Origin of the sequence: Methanosarcina sp. WWM596, assembly GCF_000969965.1 — an archaeon.
Taxonomy (GTDB): domain Archaea; phylum Halobacteriota; class Methanosarcinia; order Methanosarcinales; family Methanosarcinaceae; genus Methanosarcina.
In genome coordinates, this window is the sequence record NZ_CP009503.1 from 3,415,482 (window position 1) to 3,434,403 (window position 18,922).

The 18,922-nt window shown below is 42.0% G+C and carries 12 protein-coding genes and 2 pseudogenes; 10 read left to right on the top strand and 4 right to left on the bottom strand.

What is annotated here, in order from left to right:
• The first annotated feature begins 1,627 nt into the window (after positions 1-1,627).
• On the top strand, positions 1,628-3,886 hold the full coding sequence (locus MSWHS_RS21780) for a disaggregatase related repeat-containing protein (RefSeq protein WP_231585468.1): 2,259 nt from the start codon (positions 1,628-1,630) through the stop codon (positions 3,884-3,886).
• Between the two features lie 676 nt (positions 3,887-4,562).
• On the opposite strand, the gene larA (MSWHS_RS15065) is transcribed toward MSWHS_RS21780, so the two are convergent.
• Positions 4,563-5,810 (bottom strand): nickel-dependent lactate racemase, encoded by a 1,248-nt coding sequence (larA, locus tag MSWHS_RS15065; protein WP_048130510.1) that lies wholly within the window; start codon positions 5,808-5,810, stop codon positions 4,563-4,565.
• Positions 5,811-5,925: 115 nt separating this feature from the next.
• On the bottom strand, positions 5,926-7,188 hold the full coding sequence (larA, locus tag MSWHS_RS15070; RefSeq protein ID WP_048159340.1) for a nickel-dependent lactate racemase: 1,263 nt from the start codon (positions 7,186-7,188) through the stop codon (positions 5,926-5,928).
• Between the two features lie 329 nt (positions 7,189-7,517).
• Here larA (MSWHS_RS15070) and MSWHS_RS15075 point away from each other — a divergent pair, with 329 nt between their 5' ends.
• Positions 7,518-9,278, top strand: coding sequence for a hypothetical protein (locus tag MSWHS_RS15075; RefSeq protein ID WP_231585469.1), 1,761 nt, complete (start codon positions 7,518-7,520; stop codon positions 9,276-9,278).
• An 814-nt stretch (positions 9,279-10,092) separates the two neighbouring features.
• Positions 10,093-11,994, top strand: a complete 1,902-nt coding sequence (gene cooS, locus MSWHS_RS15080; RefSeq protein WP_048128871.1) for an anaerobic carbon-monoxide dehydrogenase catalytic subunit — start codon at positions 10,093-10,095, stop codon at positions 11,992-11,994.
• 614 nt (positions 11,995-12,608) lie between these two features.
• Here the strand turns inward: cooS and MSWHS_RS15085 are convergent.
• The gene (locus MSWHS_RS15085; RefSeq protein WP_048128869.1) at positions 12,609-13,301 is read right to left on the bottom strand and encodes a metal-dependent hydrolase; all 693 of its coding nucleotides are present in this window, start codon (positions 13,299-13,301) and stop codon (positions 12,609-12,611) included.
• A gap of 193 nt (positions 13,302-13,494) precedes the next feature.
• On the opposite strand from MSWHS_RS15085, the gene MSWHS_RS15090 reads away from it, so the two are divergent.
• The 6 genes and pseudogenes from MSWHS_RS15090 (at position 13,495) to MSWHS_RS20680 (ending at position 17,517) form a co-directional block, all read left to right on the top strand.
• Positions 13,495-14,673 carry a DUF2117 family protein gene (locus MSWHS_RS15090; protein WP_197073957.1) on the top strand — a complete coding sequence of 393 codons (1,179 nt, stop codon included), beginning with the start codon at positions 13,495-13,497 and terminating at the stop codon, positions 14,671-14,673.
• Between the two features lie 169 nt (positions 14,674-14,842).
• The gene (locus tag MSWHS_RS15095; RefSeq protein WP_052722746.1) at positions 14,843-15,229 is read left to right on the top strand and encodes a Fic family protein; all 387 of its coding nucleotides are present in this window, start codon (positions 14,843-14,845) and stop codon (positions 15,227-15,229) included.
• Positions 15,230-15,418 (top strand): hypothetical protein, encoded by a 189-nt coding sequence (locus tag MSWHS_RS18625; RefSeq protein WP_052722747.1) that lies wholly within the window; start codon positions 15,230-15,232, stop codon positions 15,416-15,418. It begins immediately after the preceding gene.
• A 311-nt stretch (positions 15,419-15,729) separates the two neighbouring features.
• Entirely contained in the window at positions 15,730-17,019 is a 1,290-nt protein-coding gene (iscB, locus tag MSWHS_RS15100; protein WP_048128867.1) for an RNA-guided endonuclease IscB, read from the top strand.
• Between the two features lie 12 nt (positions 17,020-17,031).
• A pseudogene (locus MSWHS_RS22455) lies at positions 17,032-17,085 on the top strand (Fic family protein); the annotation flags it as partial.
• Between the two features lie 120 nt (positions 17,086-17,205).
• On the top strand, positions 17,206-17,517 hold the full coding sequence (locus MSWHS_RS20680) for a DeoR family transcriptional regulator (protein ID WP_052722748.1): 312 nt from the start codon (positions 17,206-17,208) through the stop codon (positions 17,515-17,517).
• A 91-nt stretch (positions 17,518-17,608) separates the two neighbouring features.
• On the opposite strand, the pseudogene MSWHS_RS21785 reads toward MSWHS_RS20680, so the two are convergent.
• Positions 17,609-17,794, bottom strand: a pseudogene (locus MSWHS_RS21785) (nucleotidyltransferase family protein); the annotation flags it as partial.
• Positions 17,795-18,567: 773 nt separating this feature from the next.
• On the opposite strand from MSWHS_RS21785, the gene MSWHS_RS15110 reads away from it, so the two are divergent.
• Complete coding sequence (locus tag MSWHS_RS15110) at positions 18,568-18,786, top strand: KilA-N domain-containing protein (RefSeq protein WP_048159342.1); 219 nt, start codon at positions 18,568-18,570, stop codon at positions 18,784-18,786.
• The last annotated feature ends 136 nt before the right edge of the window (positions 18,787-18,922 follow it).

The following is an 18,922-nucleotide window of genomic DNA, read 5'->3' on the forward strand; positions in this document are numbered from 1 at the left end:
TGCATAGTTGATATTCCGGGATTAGGTTTCCAGTGCAGCTAATGAATTCGTTTTTATTTGGCATGAAAGTCCTCCCAGGTACTTTAATTATTTGTGCCTGTTATTAGAGGATTTCATGTGCGTTTTTTATGTACAGGCGGGCTAAAGAGGCTGTCAGAGCTGTAAAACCGAGATTCTCACCCATTCATGACGATGTAGGCGGGTTCACCCCCAGATCATGGTACAGCTGTTTTTGTTTTTCCAGCATCTTGCCCTCTCTAAGCGATTTAAGGTGGACAAATTTTTAAGGACCCCATAGAGATTATAAAATCATATGAGAAAGAAAAAATTAATAACACTGATGTTGAAAAATCAATAACTAGAGTGATAAAAGGGTCATCTGAACCTATGTCAAGTTAAAAACCAGGTAATTAGTTGGTGAATTTTTTTGTAGTGAATGGAAAAGGATACAGAGTCAATTACATTTTTCAGAACTTTCGGTACACTTCCATATTAACTGGAAGATATTAAGTCTTATGGGGACAAATATAAAAATACATTTCTTTAATTATGCTAATCTGCCAAATCAAGGTTTATAAAGCAAAATAAAGTATTTTAAAGCTTTAAATTTATTTTTTTGTATGGTTTCAGGTCTTTTGATATAAGTATCTTTATATGTTCCACTTTCCATCTATTTTTTGATTACGTGTATTCTCAGATCAAAAGTAAGCCAAATAGGAAAAAAAGCAAAATTGTATCTCTTCAAATTCAAGGAAAAATTTTCCAACCAGAAACATCTGTATACATTTTATCTCATGGTTGTGAAGTTAAATCTGTCTTTTGATCATGTTTTTCAGACTTAGTTTAATTTTTAATGATTCTGCAAATATGTGAAATTTACTTTTATCCATACAATTTGAAGAGAATGCCTAAAATTTAATAAAAAGTCAATCTTGAACGTAATAGCATCTTTCTCTGTTGTTTTGATGTTATTGTTTTAATTCTTGCAGGAGCCTCTGCAGCTTCTACAATCTACGACCGAACAACCCGCTACAAACAACATATGCCCAGGAAAACTGTAACAGTAATTTTTGACATGTAAGTGACGTAAATACGTCCAAGGAACCTGCAATGGGGACTGGTACCCGGAATGCCTTAGGGAAGGAACATGCAACCTGCCCGAGATCCGGGAAACTGTAACTTCGACTGTCTGCAGAGAAGATACCGGAATCGGATCGGCTTTACCCAGGCTTATTTAAAAATCCTTTGTTTGATACTTCCGGTTGTATCTTAACCGAATATAAATGAAAACGCATTGATTAACACTATCTTTTGGAAAAGTGAAGAGTACACTAAATCGCAGAACAGTATTATAAAATAACAACTTTTCATGGAAAAAATACACACAATAGTCACTCAATCGTATGAAAATATATCATCCATTTAACTCGGAGGATTTAAAGAACTATGGTATGGCCTCTCGTTGTTTTTTATGGATGCTCTCATAAAAACCAACGTGGTCTTGAATTGAAAATCATCTTATCCATAGGAAAAATTGAATTTAATTTTATTATCTTTGGAAATTATGGTTGAGTGGATCTATGGAGGAATTCTATTACAGTTTAATCGAATTTTGGGATGATCTATAATGAAAACTATAAAAACTAATTTGACAATATTTGTCCTTGCTTTTTTATATCTTACTTTAAGTAGCCCTACCACTTTGGCGTCAAACATCGTAATTGACGATGATGCTGAACCGTCAGTCTCTTGTCTTTATTTGACATCCGATTATAAAGACGATGCCACTTGCATTCAGGCGGCGCTAGATAACTCAAAAAGCGGTGACACCATAACTATCCGCGAAGGAGACTATTACATAACAAAACGAATATCTCAAAAAGATAAGAGTCTGAATATAATAGGTGAAGGAAAAGTTACTCTTCATCTTAAAACTGCGGAAGGAAATAATAACATTCGTTTCGCGGGTTCAAAGATCACAACTCAATCTCTCTCTGCTAATGCTCAAAAAGGTTCCTCTAAGGTGATTTTAAGTGATGCTTCACAGGTTCGCCAAAATGATCTAATTAAGATTTGGAAAAATGTTCAGTGGTGTCCTTTGGATTATCCGAATCAAATGACAGGGGAAATATATGCGGTTCAAAGCGTGAACGGAAACGTAGTCACTTTAAATCAGCCACTTCTGAGAGATTATAAATTATCTGAAACTGTTCAAGCCGAAATATACAGACCTATTGAAATGCATATAAAAAATATTGGGATACAAAACGTCAATGCTGCTGGAGTCTATGAAGGGATAAAGCTTAGCTATTGCAAGGATTCTTCTGTGACGGATTCCTGGTTTAAAGATAATGGACAGGCATCTTTAAGAATAGATACATGCTTTAACGTGGACGTCAAAAATAATGAGATTTATAACTCCATTCATGAAGGAAATGGGTATGGCATATCAGTGGCAGATGCCGCAGCGTTTGTTAATATTGAAAATAATCACATAGAAAATTGCAGACATGCCATTATGAGCGGCACAGGAGATTTTAAGGCTCTGAATCGGGATATTGTCATATCTAACAATATTTTGATAGGGGCAAACATTGCTTCATCTCATGTAATCGATGCTCATCCTATGACGATTGATTATACCATAATCAAAAACAAAATATATCCCGAAACGAAATTTGTTGCATTTTATGACGGAACACTACAATCAATATTTTCAGAAAATGAAGTTTATGGCGGACATGGGGCAGTTGCAAGACGATGCAATTTGAATGATGGAGTACATGTAATAAAAGGCAATCATATTGAAACTGAAGGGTACCTTTATGCAGGAACGGGGAATGGTATCGGGGATACGCTCGTAATTATGAATAATAATCAGAATAATGGACAACAATGGTATGGTGTGGGACTTAATTCCGAAAGTTTCAGAAATATAGTCATCAGTAAGAATCATTTTGGTGATCTCTCAGGAAGAGGAGTAGATCTAACATTTCATATAGATGATATAAACTTAGAAATCTCTGATAACACTTTTGAAAACATCAGACGAGAGGGAATATATCTCGATGGGAATTCTTACACAAACGGCAATGTAAAAATACAAAACAATAACTTAATAAATGTATATCCCTCCAGTCCAGGCTCCGAAATCAAAATAAAAAATATCCAAAATGCTTTCGTGAGCGGAAACCAGATATTAGAAGAAGATTCTTCAGTTATGGCAATTGACGAGATCACCGCCACGGAGACTGTGGAAACCGAAGTTGCAACGACCAAAAACCAGACAATAGTTAACAACACAACGAACATTGTAATAGACAACCGCCTCAGGGAAGCATCTCCTGATGTTGTTTATCAGGACAAGAAGTATATTGACATCGGAGGCAATCTTGGAGTCGGAAGGTATAGAGGCCTTCTTCTATTTGACCTGAGTGAATACATCAATGCTGAAAATATTAGCAGTTCAACCCTGTCCCTTTACTGGTATTATCCCGATGGACGGGAAAGGCCGGGAGATACTATAGTAGAGATATACAGGCCCGCTGCATCCTGGAGTCCTGGGAATGTGACCTGGAACAGCAGGGATGCTGGGGTACTCTGGACACAGCCAGGAGGAGATTGGTTCGATATGAAGAATGTCTCTCAGGGAGACGCACCGTACGCTACGATAACCCTGAACGGAAGCGATATACCGGACAACAGGTACTATGAGTTGAATGTAACGGACCTAGTAAGAGAGTACGTCAGCGGCGAGTACGAAAATACAGGGTTCCTGATTAAAGCCCGTACAGAAAATGCGGATTACGTAGCATTCTACAGCAGCGAGATTGAAGAGGAAAACAAGCGTCCAATCCTGAATATAGAAGAGAACACTGTGGCATAAAGGCTCTAACTTCAGGAGGAGAACTCTAAGAGGCTGGTAGTGCGGAAATTATAAAAACCTCCGTAACCAGACTTTTCAGTTCTTCCAACTTATTACATCGGGAGCGCAGAGGGTCACGAATACCCCTTACCTTTACAGGCTGTCCGACAATTTCTGATAGTAATAAGTAACAATTATCTATCCTCAGTTTGACAGTACCCACTAATTGGTACTGAATATTTCCTTTCTTTTTTGGTTCAATCGGGCTTGATAAGTCCTATCAATTTATAAATATTTATTATATATTCTATGTAACCTGGATTCCTGCCTACTCATAACAATGTAGGCGGGTTCACTCCCAGATCATGGTACATCTGTTCTTGTTTTTCCAGCATCTCGCCCACTCTAAGCGATTTGCCTGGCTGTTCGAAGCATTCAATGACATCGAGTTTGTCCAGTAAGCCTGGTAGTGTATAAAAGGATAGTAAAATGAAGAGATCCTAAAAAAGAATGAAGGGATCCTAAAAAAGAATGAAGAGATCCTAAAAAAGAATGAAGAGATCCTAAAAAAAAATGAAGAGATCCTAAAAAAGAATGAAGGGATCCTAAAAAAGAAGGAAAATAGAGAAAATTAAAAAAAATAAAAAAGATCTTGTTTCGATAGACCTTTTGAAGGTAAGATCCTCTTTAGGATCCATCAATTTTCTTTTCTGACAGGTAGGGTCTGTCCTCCATGAGGCATCAGGTGAACCTTTGCATCAGGATTTTCTGAAAGGATTGCAGACAGGGCTTCCTGCACATTTGCCATAGGAGTGAAGAATGCGGTTCTGGCGTTATCTTCCGGAAGCTTCGAGACAAGGTAAAGCTTAAATTTCTGTGCAGCTTTTGCAACGATTGCACTTTTGTGCCCCCCAAACTCGAAGCAGTGCTTGAAACGCTCTATTGCATCTTCCGGAGTTTTGCACTCCCTGTTCCAGCACTCATATATCTGGTTTCCTATCCCTTCGGCGCATTCCGCTACAAGGATGATCGAACCGCCGTCTTTTACAGCCTGGGTTGCGTTATCCAGCGATTTGCTTGCCTGATAAAGGTTGATGTCCTTAGGATAGCCTCCACAGGAAACGATTACAGCATCTGCAGGTTCTACGGGCACTTTATACATAGTGTCCACAATCTCTACTCCCTTCCTGTGAGCCTCAACAAAATCCCCGGCAACGGCAGCAACTATTCCTTTTTTGCTGTCAAGCACAACGTTAAGAATAAATCTAAGGCCGAAGATCTTTGCGGCTTCTTCCATATCCTGCCTGACAGGACTGTCCACCCTTCCGGAAACCGCTTTTTCTTCGATCATCATTTTGTGGTTGGTAAGCACAGCCTCCTCAGAGCTTACGCCGGGAAGTACGGATTTTGCCCCGCCGCTGTACCCTGCATAGTAGTGGAACTCAATTCCCCCTGTCCCCACAACCACATCGGCGTTCAGAACTTCTTCAAAGATCTCAACCGGGGTCCCGCGAGAAGTTACACCTATCCGTTTACATCTGCCAGTATCATGCTGGATACAGCGGATTTTTTTGTACATCTCCTCTCCAACCAGTTTTTTAGACTCCTCTTCGGTCTGCTGGCGGTGAAGCCCGAGAGCAAAGATAATTGTGATGTTCTCATCCCTTGCTCCCCCTGAATAAAGCTCTTCAAAGAGAGGAGGAAGGATCTGTTCAGTGGGAGTGGGACGGGTGATATCACTTACAATGATTACAATCCTGGAGTTCGAGTTTACAATCTCGGAAAGGCGCCTGCTTTTTATGGGGTTTTCAAGCGCCTTTTTGATTAGAAAAGGCCCACTTTCCCTTTTATCAGGTTCTGAGGGCATGATTATACTGGAAAGATTCTTTTCAGGGATATCCAGCTCAGATGTCCCACTTCCAAAAGCAAGGGGAATCTTTTTCATATTTATCATCAGGTTCATGGCCGGTGATTTCGTATTGATGCTATAAATTATTATAGGTAAACAATCTATGTCAAAATTAAAACTGAGCTTTTAATGGCTTTACTTGTCTGAGCTCTTATTTCCGGACAGGCAGAGTCCAACCTCCCTCAGGCATTATATGAACTTTTGCCTCAGGGTTTTCGGCAAGAATCGTTTCAAAGGCTTCCTGTACACTTTTTGCGGGGATGAAAAACGCATTTCTGCTTTCCTCGTCGGAAAGTTTTGAAACAATATAGAGCTTGAAATGCTTTGCGACTTTTGCAACTATTGCGCTCTTATGTCCCCCAAACTCGAAGAATTGTTTGAAGCGTTCTATAGCGTCATCCGGACTCCTACACTCCCTGTTCCAGCACTCATAGACCTGGTTCCCGATTCCTTCTGCGCATTCGGCCACGAGTACTATTGATCCCCCTGCTTTTACGGCAGGGATGGCATTTTCCAGAGCCTTTGTTGCCTGGTAGAGATTGATATCCTTAGGATAGCCCCCGCAGGAAACGATAACCACATCTGCAGGCTCTACCTGCACTTTGTACATAGCATCTACATACCTTGCTCCTTCCCTGTGAGCCTGGACAAAATCCCCGGCAACGGCAGCAACAATTTCTTTTCTGCTGTTGATTACCACGTTCAGGATAAAGTTGAGGCCTGTAATTCCGGCGGCTTCTTCGATATCCTTCCTCGCAGGGCTGTCAACTCTACCCGAAAGAGGTTCACCTTCAAAGAATTTGGTATAGTGGCTGTGGAATGAAAGTATAGCTTTTTCCGAACTGACTCCCGGAAGGACAGTCTTTCCTCCCCCCCCATAGCCCGCATAATAATGAAATTCTACCGTCCCGGTGCCGATAATTAGGTCTGCGTCCAGAACTTCTTCAAAGACCTCTACCGGGGTCCCAAAACTCGTCTCCCCTATATGCCTGCATCTTCTCCTGTCGTGCTGGACAACCCTGATACTTTTGGATATTTCATCGCCCAGAAGCTTTCTGCATTCTTCTTCTGTCTGCTGACGGTGAAGCCCGAGAGCAAAGATAATTGTGATGTTCTCATCCCTTGCTCCTCCTGAATAAAGCTCTTCGAGCAGAGGAGGAAGAATTTTTGCGGTGGGAGTGGGTCTCGTGAGATCGCTTACAATAATTGCAATTCTGGTTTCCGGGTTCACAATTTCGGAAGGTCTCTTGCTTTGTATGGGATTTTCGAGCGCTTTTCTAATTAAAAAAGCCCCATCCTCCTTTTTTTCAGGTTCCGAAGGAATAATTATGCTGGAAATGTTTTTTTCAGGGATATCCAGCTCAAAAATCCCGCTTCCAAAAGCGAGTGGAATCTTTTTTATATTTGTCATCATGTTCATGCCGGTGAGTTCGTATTGATAATATAAAATTGTATAGGTAAACAATAGTGAAGTTATGTTTTAAATATAATTTAAATCTGCGCTTTAAATCTCAAATTCAAACTGTTATTTGGAAATATAGAGATATTTTGGATAATGAAAGAATTTCCATACATCAGCAAGACCCACACATTCTAAATATGTTTTTTAAAAAAGATAAGTGAAGAGCTAGTGGAAGATCTTTCAGAAGCCTGTTAATCAAAAGCTATAAAAGTTCCAGATGAGTGTAGGGATAATTATAAATTAACTTTGGTGATTTAGTGAAAAATTTAAGTAGTATAAAAATGTTTATACTGATTCTGCTTATATCAAGTTACCTGTGGATTGGAGGTGCATATGCATCCCCGGATACAGAGAACTCAAAAACGGTTGAGAATATTAACCAGGGCAGTATCATCCTGTTTTCACAGAACTACTCTGAAACAAATTATCTTCCAGCTAATGTTTTTATCGCAAGGAGTCAGAAAGAAAAGCCTTACGATAAACTATATTCAAGTATATATGCAACCCAGGAATCGAAAGTATTTTTCAATAACACTTCAAAAGGGCTGGAGTATACGAATATAAGAGACTCTCCTCTAATCCCATGCAGTTTACTTCCAAGTATGGATATTATTTCTTGTTTTGGAATCAATGAATACTTGGGGAATTTTAAGAGTAACCTGGATATTTTTACTTTTTGTAAATGTACTTCTGTCCCTATAATTCATTATCTTGAGGAACCAAGGCATACAGGAGCTCTGTACATATGCAGCCTTACACCAATGGTTAAATGCGCCTATGGAATCTCAATGGACATAAATGCGGATGACCCGCAGAGCTTTGTAGAATTGAATAGTCCGGGCTCAAGAATGATAATTCAGGAGAGTGAAGGGCAGACTCTACTTAAAAGTTATTATAGAGACTCTTCCGGAGAGACAAAATACGAAAAAGTTATTCTTGGTAATGCATCAGAAAAAGCAAATTTCAATATAATATTTGACGGTTATAATAAAACAAACACAATTTACGCACAGGATGGCAGTTCCATAGTTACCCCATTCTATAATTTAGATCGGCAAAAACTACCTTATCTCGATTTTTCAAACGGCTATATCAAATTCACAGTTTTTATCCTTGGAGAAGGAACTTACCTTGACGCTAATATATACAGTATAAACCAGACAGCGGATAGAAAACTCATAACTGCAATCGGGGATAGCAGGATAATCCCGTTCGGACTTGATGGACCGGTGAATAGAACCGAAGAAGGAATTGATTACCTGAAGACTAAAGGGTATAGAGGTACGATGTGGTTTGATAAGGGACTGCTTGAAAAATCCAACGAAAAACACATTAATTACCTGCACAGTCTGGTTGTTAACGATTCCTGGGAAGTTGGCATACACTATACAAAGGAGTTAAGCAGCCTTCCACTTGAAGAAGCATACAGTGTCATGGATGAGGAATACCAGTACGTGTATGAGAAAATCGGTAGAAAACCAACAAGTTGTTGCTGCCTGAGAAACCATGATAACCTTACACACGCAATTTATGCGTATGAAAACTTTGGCATGATCTGGAGAAATGGAGATGCATTAATTCACGCAGAAAGGGATGTAGGAAACCTGTACGACGATACATGGGAATGGTGGGAACCAGCATCAAAAGCAGGCATGTCCTATCCGGTATTCACACATCAACTTGACCTGGAACCTGCAATAAAATACTCAATAAGCCGTTCAAAGTTCCGGGACTGGGTGGATAACTATTATACAAACAACATGACCATAGTATCATTTTATGAATACAATCAGATAAGCCGCAATACATATGACGCAAGCTTTGAAAATCTGCAATACAATGAGAAACTGCTCGCATTCGACGCACATACAAACGGTGACAGCGCTCTTGTAAATGTAAACATAACTGCAGGAAACGACATACAGGTCTACGACACTACCCTTGAAAAGTATCTTGATTATGAAACGGAACAGGATAAATCAATTACTTTCCGGGTTGAGGACAACCATACTTATACGATAAATTTGAACAGTTCTAAATAATGGATCCCTTTGAGTCAGGTATAAATTCCACAACCACGGAAGACACAAAAACGGACGAATGTACAACATTTTCGTGTATGTCTGTGCCTTCCGTTGTTAGCTTTTTTTGTTATGTACCTTCATGGGTAACTTTTTTTTGTATACATTCCAGATTAGCTTTTTTTCGGTATGTTTTTCTTAAATTTAGTATAATGTCATAAAACAGTCAACACATTTATAATTATAAAAGTCAACACCTTTCTAATTAAAACAACCCATGTACTTCTCAAAAACCCTCACTTTCCGCAGTAAATTTTTGCATATTCACAATTTTTTCCTGTTATCAATTTTCAATAAAACGTGGATTTATTGGACTTTTATGCAGGAGGTAAAGCAGCTATATGGTGTATCAATAGAGACAAAAATGGTGTATCAATAGAGACAAAAATGGTGTATCAATAGAGACAAAAATGGTGTATCAATAGAGACAAAAATGGTGTATCAATAGAGACAAAAAACGATATCATTCAATTTTCACCAAGTTCCATTAAAAGTCCAAATTAATTTGATTTGTTTCAAAAATGCTATCAGAGAACATATTGATTTTTGAAAAAATACTGCCGAATGTGGGAAAAACCATCGTGTTTTAATAAATTGTAAATATCTCCTGCGCAGATATACTGATAACTGCAAACAGGCTTACTGATGTATATTTACTTCATACTAAAATTTACTTAATAAGAAAATATTCCTGCAATGTAATGCCTGGAAGGGGCTTCCTGATCTGTGAGGTAAGAAGGGGAAGGGAACGGCAGTTAAGTGGGGAGTAATAACCATGGACAAAGAAAGAATTTCCTATCACGAGTCCGTTCAAAAGATGTATGAACGGATAAAGGAAGATAATATGACAAATGTCTGGGACCGCTATGAGGCTCAGGGAATAGGTGGAGTTCCGGACCGGAGATGTAATTTCTGTATGGCAGGAGCACGTTGTGACCTGTGTTCCAATGGTCCCTGTCGTTCGGATGCTTCAAAGGACAAGAGAGGGGTATGCGGGATCACTGCCGACGGGATGGTAATGCGGATGATGCTGCTCAGAAACGTACTGGGGGCTTCGACTTATCAATATCATACGGACCAGACCATCCGGACACTTCGGGAAACCGCAAAGGGCAACACCCCTTACAAAATAAGTGAACCTGAAAAGTTGAGGACATTTGCAGGCAGGCTGGGGTTGGAAACCGGAGGGACGGACTCAGAAGTTGCCCTTCGCCTGTGCGAATTTGTAGAAAAGGACTTTAACAGGCCTGCTTACGAACAGAGCCAGATTGTGGAGCTTCTTTCCCCTCCTGAAAGAAAGAAAAGGTGGGAAGAGCTGGACATGTTCCCAGGTGGAATCTATGGGGAGATGATGTATTCAACAAGTTCCTGCCTGACAAACGTGGATGGGTACTACGTGAGCCTTGCCTTAAAAGCCATGCGCCTGGGAGTTGCGATGGCATACCAGAGCCAGATAGTAAATGAGTACTGCCAGGACATCCTTTTCGGTATCCCAAGGCCTCACATGACGAGGGTTGACCTCGGGGTCCTTGAACCTGAGTATGTGAACGTGCTTCCGAATGGGCACGAACCTTTCATCGGCTTTGCCATGGTTCAGCTTGCCAGAAAACCCGAGTGGCAGGAGAAAGCAAAAGCAGCAGGAGCAAAGGGCTTGAGGATAATTGCCAGCATAGAAACTGGGCAGGAAATGATCCAGAGGTGGGAGGAAGACGATGTTTTCTACGGTTTTACCGGAAACTGGATTTCCCAGGAAGCGGTGTTCGCAAGCGGGACTGTGGACCTTTTTGCCGCAGACATGAACTGCTCGCTTCCGGTAGCCCCCCTTTACGCCGCGAAATACGGGTTCAAACTCATGCCCGTAAGCGGACTCGTGGCCTTTGAAGGTATTACCGAGCGCCTGAACTACAACCCGGTAGAAGCCGATAAGCAGGCAGCAATACTCCTGGATATGGCAATTGAAAACTTCAAAACCCGGAAAGGATCGGTTAGACCCGGTCTGAAACTCCCGATGAAAGAGGCAGTTGTCGGCTTTTCAACCGAAAGCATCCTTGACGCCCTCGGAGGCACCCTCGACCCTCTCCTTGATGCCATAAAAAGCGGCGCAATCAAAGGAGTGGTCGGAATGGTCTCCTGCACTACATTAAGGGATACCGGGCAGGACGTGCACAGCGTTGCAGTGGTAAAAGAGTTGATCAAGAGGAACATCCTGGTCCTTTCCATGGGCTGCGGGAACGGGGCCATGCAGGTTGCAGGCCTCTGCTCCCCCGAAGCAAGGGAATTTGCCGGGGACAGCTTAAAGGTGGTATGTGAAGCCCTCGGGGTTCCTCCGGTACTCAGCTATGGGACCTGCACCGACACAGGCAGGCTTGCCGATCTCCTGGGAGCCATCTCCGGAGCCCTTGGAGCTCCTGTCCCTGATCTTCCTGTTGCTGCCGCAGCCCCCGAATACATGGAGCAGAAAGCCACAATCGACGCCATCTTTGCCCTGGCCCTCGGGCTCTACACATATGTAAACCCTGTTCCGACCATCACAGGAGGCCCAAACCTTGTCAAACTGCTGACCGAGGACTGCCGGGAAGTTACCGGTGGGATCATGAACGTGGAAACAGATGCTGTGAAAGCAGTTGATGGGATAGAACAGCATATCATGGAAAAGAGAAAGAAGCTTGGAATTTGAGAATCAGGATCTGAAAAATTGAAGTCCTGAAAAAAAACGGTCTGAAAAGAAAACCCTTAAAAGAAGAGGTCTAAAAAATTAAGATTTACCCCGACCTCTTTGACTCTCTATTTTCAAGTTATGGTGAACTACCCATCCCTGAAGTAACGGGCTTCTTGCTTCATACCTCGAACTACCGTTCATAAGTCCATCGGCTTTACCCTCTGTTCCAGAGGTGAAGAAAGATCAAATTGGTTCTGATTTCCCTGACCTGGTTACCGCTTAGGAATTCAGTACATAGTATAGGACAGAATAGTATTTAGAGGTTAAAAGATCGCGAAAATAGGGGATGTTGATGGCATTCACCCCGCCACTAAGGACTCGTGGCAAAATAACGTGCGTATATTTTCCAATTGGACCTAATGGTTTTCGGCATCATTCGGACCAATCGAAATTTACTATAAATTCCTACTTTGACAGAAGGATACATTTTTTAATGTATAAATGGGCTTCATGATTCTGTTTTATTCCTTAAATTTAAATTTATATCGGACGTTTATTTATTTTTAACATCTAAGATTTTTATAAACTGTTGTGTGCCGATACAATGCGTTTTTTGTATGAAAATACTGTATTCAAAGCTCTATCGATTCCCCGGGTTCCATGATAATTACTTTCGTATTAACTTTTGTCTCCACGGCTCTTTTGAACTTTTCAGAGTCCTGCTTGATGACATCAAAGGTGTTGTAGTGCATTGGAACAACGATTTTGGGCTGGATGAGTTCCACGGCTTTTACGGCTTCTTTTATACCCATGGTGAACTTGTCTCCGATAGGCAAAAAGGCGATTTCAGGTTCGTAGAGTTCTCCGATAAGTTGCATGTCCCCGAAAACACTCGTATCTCCGGCATGATAAAAGGAATGCCCGCCAATACCTATCACAAACCCTGCAGGGCTGCCTCCGTCGAAACTGAAGCCTGAAGCGTCAATTGAGGAGGAATGAAGCGCATGAGTCATGGTAAGGGTCATACCTTCTACTTCCATTGTGCCCCCTTTATTCATGCCTTCGGCAAAGACTCCTTTTGACTTGATATAGTTTGCAACCTCATGGATCGATATGATCCGGCAGCCAGTCCGGGCTCCAATCTCGATGGTATCTCCCAGATGGTCGCTGTGGCCGTGGGTAACGGCTATAATATCGGGGTCCAGATCCTCAGGGCTGCATGGAGCTTTCGGGTTTCCGGAAATAAAAGGGTCGATCAGTAATTTCTTTTCGGCTTCGAGCAAAAAAGCAGCATGCCCAAGCCATGTAATCTTTATATCAGCCATTTCTCTGCCTCGTGTCCACTTATGTTTTTGTCAGAATGTGACAATGCGTAATGTAATTTTCGATAATAACCGGATAATTAGTATACAATACATTATTCAGGCGGGTATCAGGAGAACACAAAGAGATGAATACAGGATAATATAATATATTCTTTTAAATATTCATCAAATGATAATGCTTGAATGTAATCAAATGAAAATAAAGATTGGCCTTGTAATCCATGGTCCTGAAGTAATCGATTCGGGAAAAGCAGAGTTAGTTCTGGAAAAGCTTTCCTGCATAGGTGAAGTAGAGGCACAGCTTGGCGGGACCATGGGAAAGACAGCTGTCCTTGATGCAGGGCTTGAAAATGTTATAGACATAAGCCAGCACCTGAAGCCGAGCGCCTGCATTGAATCTTTTTTTGAAACCTCAGACCTTGTTTGTCTCCTGAACAGGGGAAAAACGCCCGAAACCGGCATGATTTTTGGAGCAAAGGTTACCTCTCGCCTGAAGGACCCTGAGAAGAAACCCCTGATCCAGATAGAAAGCCCGGGTTGCACCGGTGGGAAATTGATCCCCCTTAATAAAAAAGCCGGCAACTACATTGAAAAACTCTCTGAAGTATTTGGACTTCCTGCCGAAAGCCCTCTGCCTTTTCAAGATTCGGTTTTTCTGGAAAACTGCCAGAAAACCGGCAAAACCCGGATTATCCGCGAGCTTTCAGGTGTATTTCCCGGAGAAAATATCTTTGTAAACGGGTTCGTAATCGGAAAAGCCCTGTCTTCCAAAATAAGCATAGTCTCCGAAAGCGGGTTTATTACCGCAATCGAAGGCGGAGAAATAAAGGAACATGGGCTCGAAAAGCTCCATAATTATAAAAAAAGGGACCCTGTTGACCTTGCCGGAGCCTGGGTGAAAAGCGGAGAGATCCGGAGAAGCAATCCCTTACTCCCGGAAGCCGAAAAAGAAAATGCCAGTGCCCGAAAATCAGGTCCTATTTCCCGAACAGGGGCAGGAACAGGGACAGGAAAAGTTGTGCTTATAGACCACGCCGCCGAAAATTCCTATGAACTGGCTTCCGGGGCTGAACTTGCAGTTACAGTTGGAGACGACACCACAGCCATAGCAGGAGACATCCTCTTCAGGCTTGGAATCCCGATAATTGGAATCACAGACGGAGACTGCGATAATGTTACCTGTGAGACTAAAATCTTTCCCGGCTCGGTTGTTCTCAGGCTTATAGAGGGAAGCGATGATATCATGGGCAAGAGGATTAAGCAGGAACTCCTGAAAGGACAAGATTCAGCTGTTTTTGAGAATCTGCTAGCCTTTAAAGAAGATGTGCTGAAACTGGCAGAGTCGTCGATTGAGGCTGTTTTTGAATACTAAAATAGCGACGTCCCTTAAAAAGGAACTCACGGTTTCCAGGTATCGGATTGAGTTTCATCTTTTGCAGCAATTTTATGGAAATATCCACAATGGGTGCGGAAACAAATTCCCGCTAAGTTAATAACAAAAGGAGCAACTCTTTTAATAGGATGGAAAGGCGGATAAATGGATGTTTCAGCCAAATTTCAAGTACACAAACAAAATCGTGCGCCTGCTTGCAAGGATCCAGGCTGCCCGGGAAGTCATCATAAACAGCCCTCTGATTCCGGCATGGGAAAAACAGCTCCAGCGAGAAGCCCTGATAAAGCAGACCCACCACACAACAAGTATCGAGGGAAACCCCCTGACTCTTGAGGAAGTTGAGCTTATTATAGAGGGAAAAGAAGTCCTTGCCCACGAAAAGGACAAAAAGGAAGTCCGGAATTATGTAGATGTACTGAAATATATCGATTCCTTACCTGAAAACGGACCCATAACCGAAGAGTTTCTCCTGGAAATCCACAGGCTTACGGCAAAAAGTATCCTTCCTGATAATTCTGCTGGAAACTACCGGTAAGTGCGGGTCGTTGTCGGAGACCCTAAAACCGGGAAAGTCACCTACACCCCTCCGGGACCTGTTGAAGTCCCTGTCCTGGCAAAAGCCCTTGTCGAGTGGCTTAACAGCGAAGATGCCCTTGACCTCATGCCCGCCGTGCAGGCAGGAGTTGCTCACCGTCAATTACCCCTCCCTAAAACCTTCACCTAACGGCTCAGGTTTTTGAGGAAGGGGCTTGTCTAACAAGCCCTGGTTGACCAGATCACCGATAAGGAGCAATGGAAAATCGGTAAACGATAGGAAAGAAATAGTTACCCTTGAATGCCGCCTCAGTTTAAGGCTCTAAGGATGCCGGTTAAACAGTCCTGAGAGGTAGTGCTTGCATCGTTAAACCTTTCCATATCAGATCGAGAGGAAGACGGATTCCGGAATTGACTGGTTCCAGCTACGCTGTAACACTCCAACTTCACGAAGTTGGAGTCCACAATTCAGATACGCATAACTCTTCGGAGGAAAACTATATGTTAGTTTTCGTAATCAATCAAAACAAAAAACCACTAATGCCCTGTAAACCTTCAAAAGCCAGAAAGCTACTGCAAGCAGGCAAGGCAAAAGTGGTCCGAAATACTCCATTCACCATCAAGTTACTTTTCGGAAGCAGTGGGTATACTCAACCTGTAACTGCAGGGATGGATACCGGCTCTAAGGTAGTGGGCTGTGCAGCCATTGCTAACGGAAAAGTGTTGTATCAGTCCGAAATCTACCTGAGAGAAAACGTTTCGAAAAAGATGGAACAACGAAAGATGTACCGGAGAACCAGAAGAGGTAGAAAAACAAGGTATAGACCTGCAAGATTTGATAACCGGAAAAATTCAAGGAGAGAAGGGAGATTAGCTCCTTCCATCAAAAGCAAACTTGAGTCTCATTTCCGGGAAAAAAGGTTTGTGGAATCCCTGCTTCCTGTAACCGGGTGGAAGGTAGAGCTTGCTTCCTTTGATATTCACAAAATAACAAATCCGGAGGTTTCCGGGGTTGGGTATCAGGAAGGGGACCTTAAAGGCTTCTACAATGTCAAAGCTTACGTTCTGGACCGGGACGGCTACACCTGCCAGCATTGCAGGGGAAAGTCAAAGGATTCCCGGCTACATTGCCATCACATTGTTTTCAGGTCACAGAAGGGATCAGATGCTCCGGAAAACCTGATTACGCTTTGTGAAACCTGTCACAAAGCCCTGCACAATGGAGAATTCAAGCTTTCAGGGAAAAAGTCAAAAACAAAACATGCAACTGAAATCGGGATCCTCAAATCCCAAATCCGGAAATCCGGCTGGAGTTTTGCAGAGACTTTCGGGTACGAAACAAAGTACAGGAGAGAGCAGGTCTTGAAGCTGTTAAAAACACATTACTTTGATGCTGTTGCTATCTGTTGCAGGGACGATCAGAAAGTAGAGGTAGAAGATTCGGTTTTTCTAAAAAGAAACGTTCCTGCGGGAGATTATCAGCAGCGGAGAGGGAAGAGATCAGAGAAGAAAATACCTACCGGAAAGCTGTTTGGGCTCAGGAAATTTGATATTGTAAAAACGGAAAACGGGACCGTGTTCATTCGTGGCAAACGGTCATCCGGGTATTTTTCAATCTCAGATATATTCGGAAACAAAATTTCAGATAGTGTTAATGTTAAGAAAAAATGCAGGAGACTGAGTGCGAGGAGTACAACATTAGTTCAGATGGTACAGATGACGCATTCCTCCCCCACCTGCCATTTCCGGCAAGCCGGAAATGTTGAGGAAGGGGGTCTCCTGCTGAGGTAAGATGAACTTGCCAGAATCCACCCCTTCGTTGACGGAAACGGGAGAACTGCCAGAGCCTTTGCCACCCTGGTCCTGACAAAGAGAGGCTTTGACACCAAACGGTTTTTCGCTCTTGAGGAGCACTACAACAAAGAACGCCACTCTTATTACTCCGCCCTTTCAAGTGCGGATGCCGGGGACAGGGATTTGACCGAATGGCTCGAATATTTCCTTTTCGGCATTGCCGTGGAAATCTCAAGAGTCGAAAAAACGGTCCTGAAGCTGAGCAGCGACCGTTCGATGAAAGATAAATTCGGACAGATAGGATTGAGCAGCCGGCAGATAAAAGCGATTGAATATTTAAAAGAAAATGGTAAGATCACAAGCAATGAGTATCAGGAAATCTGTGATGTCAGTCAACCCACTGCAAATCGTGACATCCAGGATATGCTTGACAAAAAACTCCTGAAACAAAATGGGAAAATAGGCCAGCAGGTAATTTACGTGCTCAATTTCTGATCGGGGGCTATTCAAAAGCTATTCAAAAGCTATTCAAAAGCTATAATATTTGCGCAACCTTTATATTTTCTAGCAGTTACACCTAACCTATTCATTCAGAGATCACTCTGGATTCTTTTTTAATTTCATCAATCAGGTAAGTACTTATCGATTTCTCAGTAAGCAAATCGACTTTTATGCCCAGGTAGTCAGAAAGCTCCAGTTCTATGTTTACCAGGGTGAGCAGGCTTTCCCGTTCGGTAAACTCACCCAGGACGTCAATGTCGCTTTCTGGATTCTCTCCTCTCCTAACTTAAGACCCAAAAACAGATACTTTAGTTGACCCACCCGAATTGCGCCTTGCCCGAATTGCGCCTCGCCCGAATTGCGCCTTGCCCGAATTGCGCCTCGGGAGTACGTGGTCCTTTTCGCTGCGCTCAAGAGGACTACTTCATAGGATTTTAGCAGTGAACTTCGCTCGCTCAAGCAGACTAATTTATAGATCTCTCGACCCATACAACGTCATTCGCTGTCTCTCGTCGTTTTTGTCACGCTCGACGCAGGAGAGCGGCTTTTCAAACAAAAAAGAGAAAGAAGAAGAGAAAAGGAAAAAGACCAAAAATAAAAACCAGAAAGTAAAAGTGATATAAAAAATCGGTATGTATAAGCGCAAAACAGAATTAAATAAACATTAACAGCACTCGTTTTCAAGTCTTGTTTTCACTTTTAGTTCTTTCTTTTGACGAGCCGCCAGACAAGCTGGCGGAGGCGCTCTATTAATTGTGGATAAAAATCCGGCTTCCCGGAGTAAGAAAAGTACACCTGAAACTTTAGAATGAGCAACAAAACCATCTGCAAATCGTAACTTCTTAGTGTAATGAACACATTAATTAATTTAGACTGTAATTATTAGGTAGTTACTATAACAAGAAAATGAATAACATGATAAAAGCGGATCTATTCTTCATTTGCAGCCATCAAGGCACGTTAACAGGAGCTGGTAAATTTTTTTGTTGATATGATTCATGCAGAAATTGCAGAAACAAGAGACTCCATAAAGAGGGGAATATCATGAAAAAGGCCAAAAGGACCAGCATTGAAGTTCGAGGGACTGCTATATCCATCGTTTCCCAGGAAAATGCGGACTACATTTGCCTGACAGATATCGCCCGGTACAAGAACCCCGATCATACCGATGACCTCATCCGCAACTGGATCAGAAACCGAAATACTGTGGAATTCCTGGGCATGTGGGAACAGCTCAATAACCCGGATTTTCTACAGGGATAAATTGAATCAGTTGCCGGTCAGCCATGAGAACTGGATTTATTGGTACAATTTCCTTGAAATTTTGTTTCTAATATCATTTTTACAGTCCCACCTGTGAACATTTTAAATTATTTTTTTATCTCTTTTTATATATTTA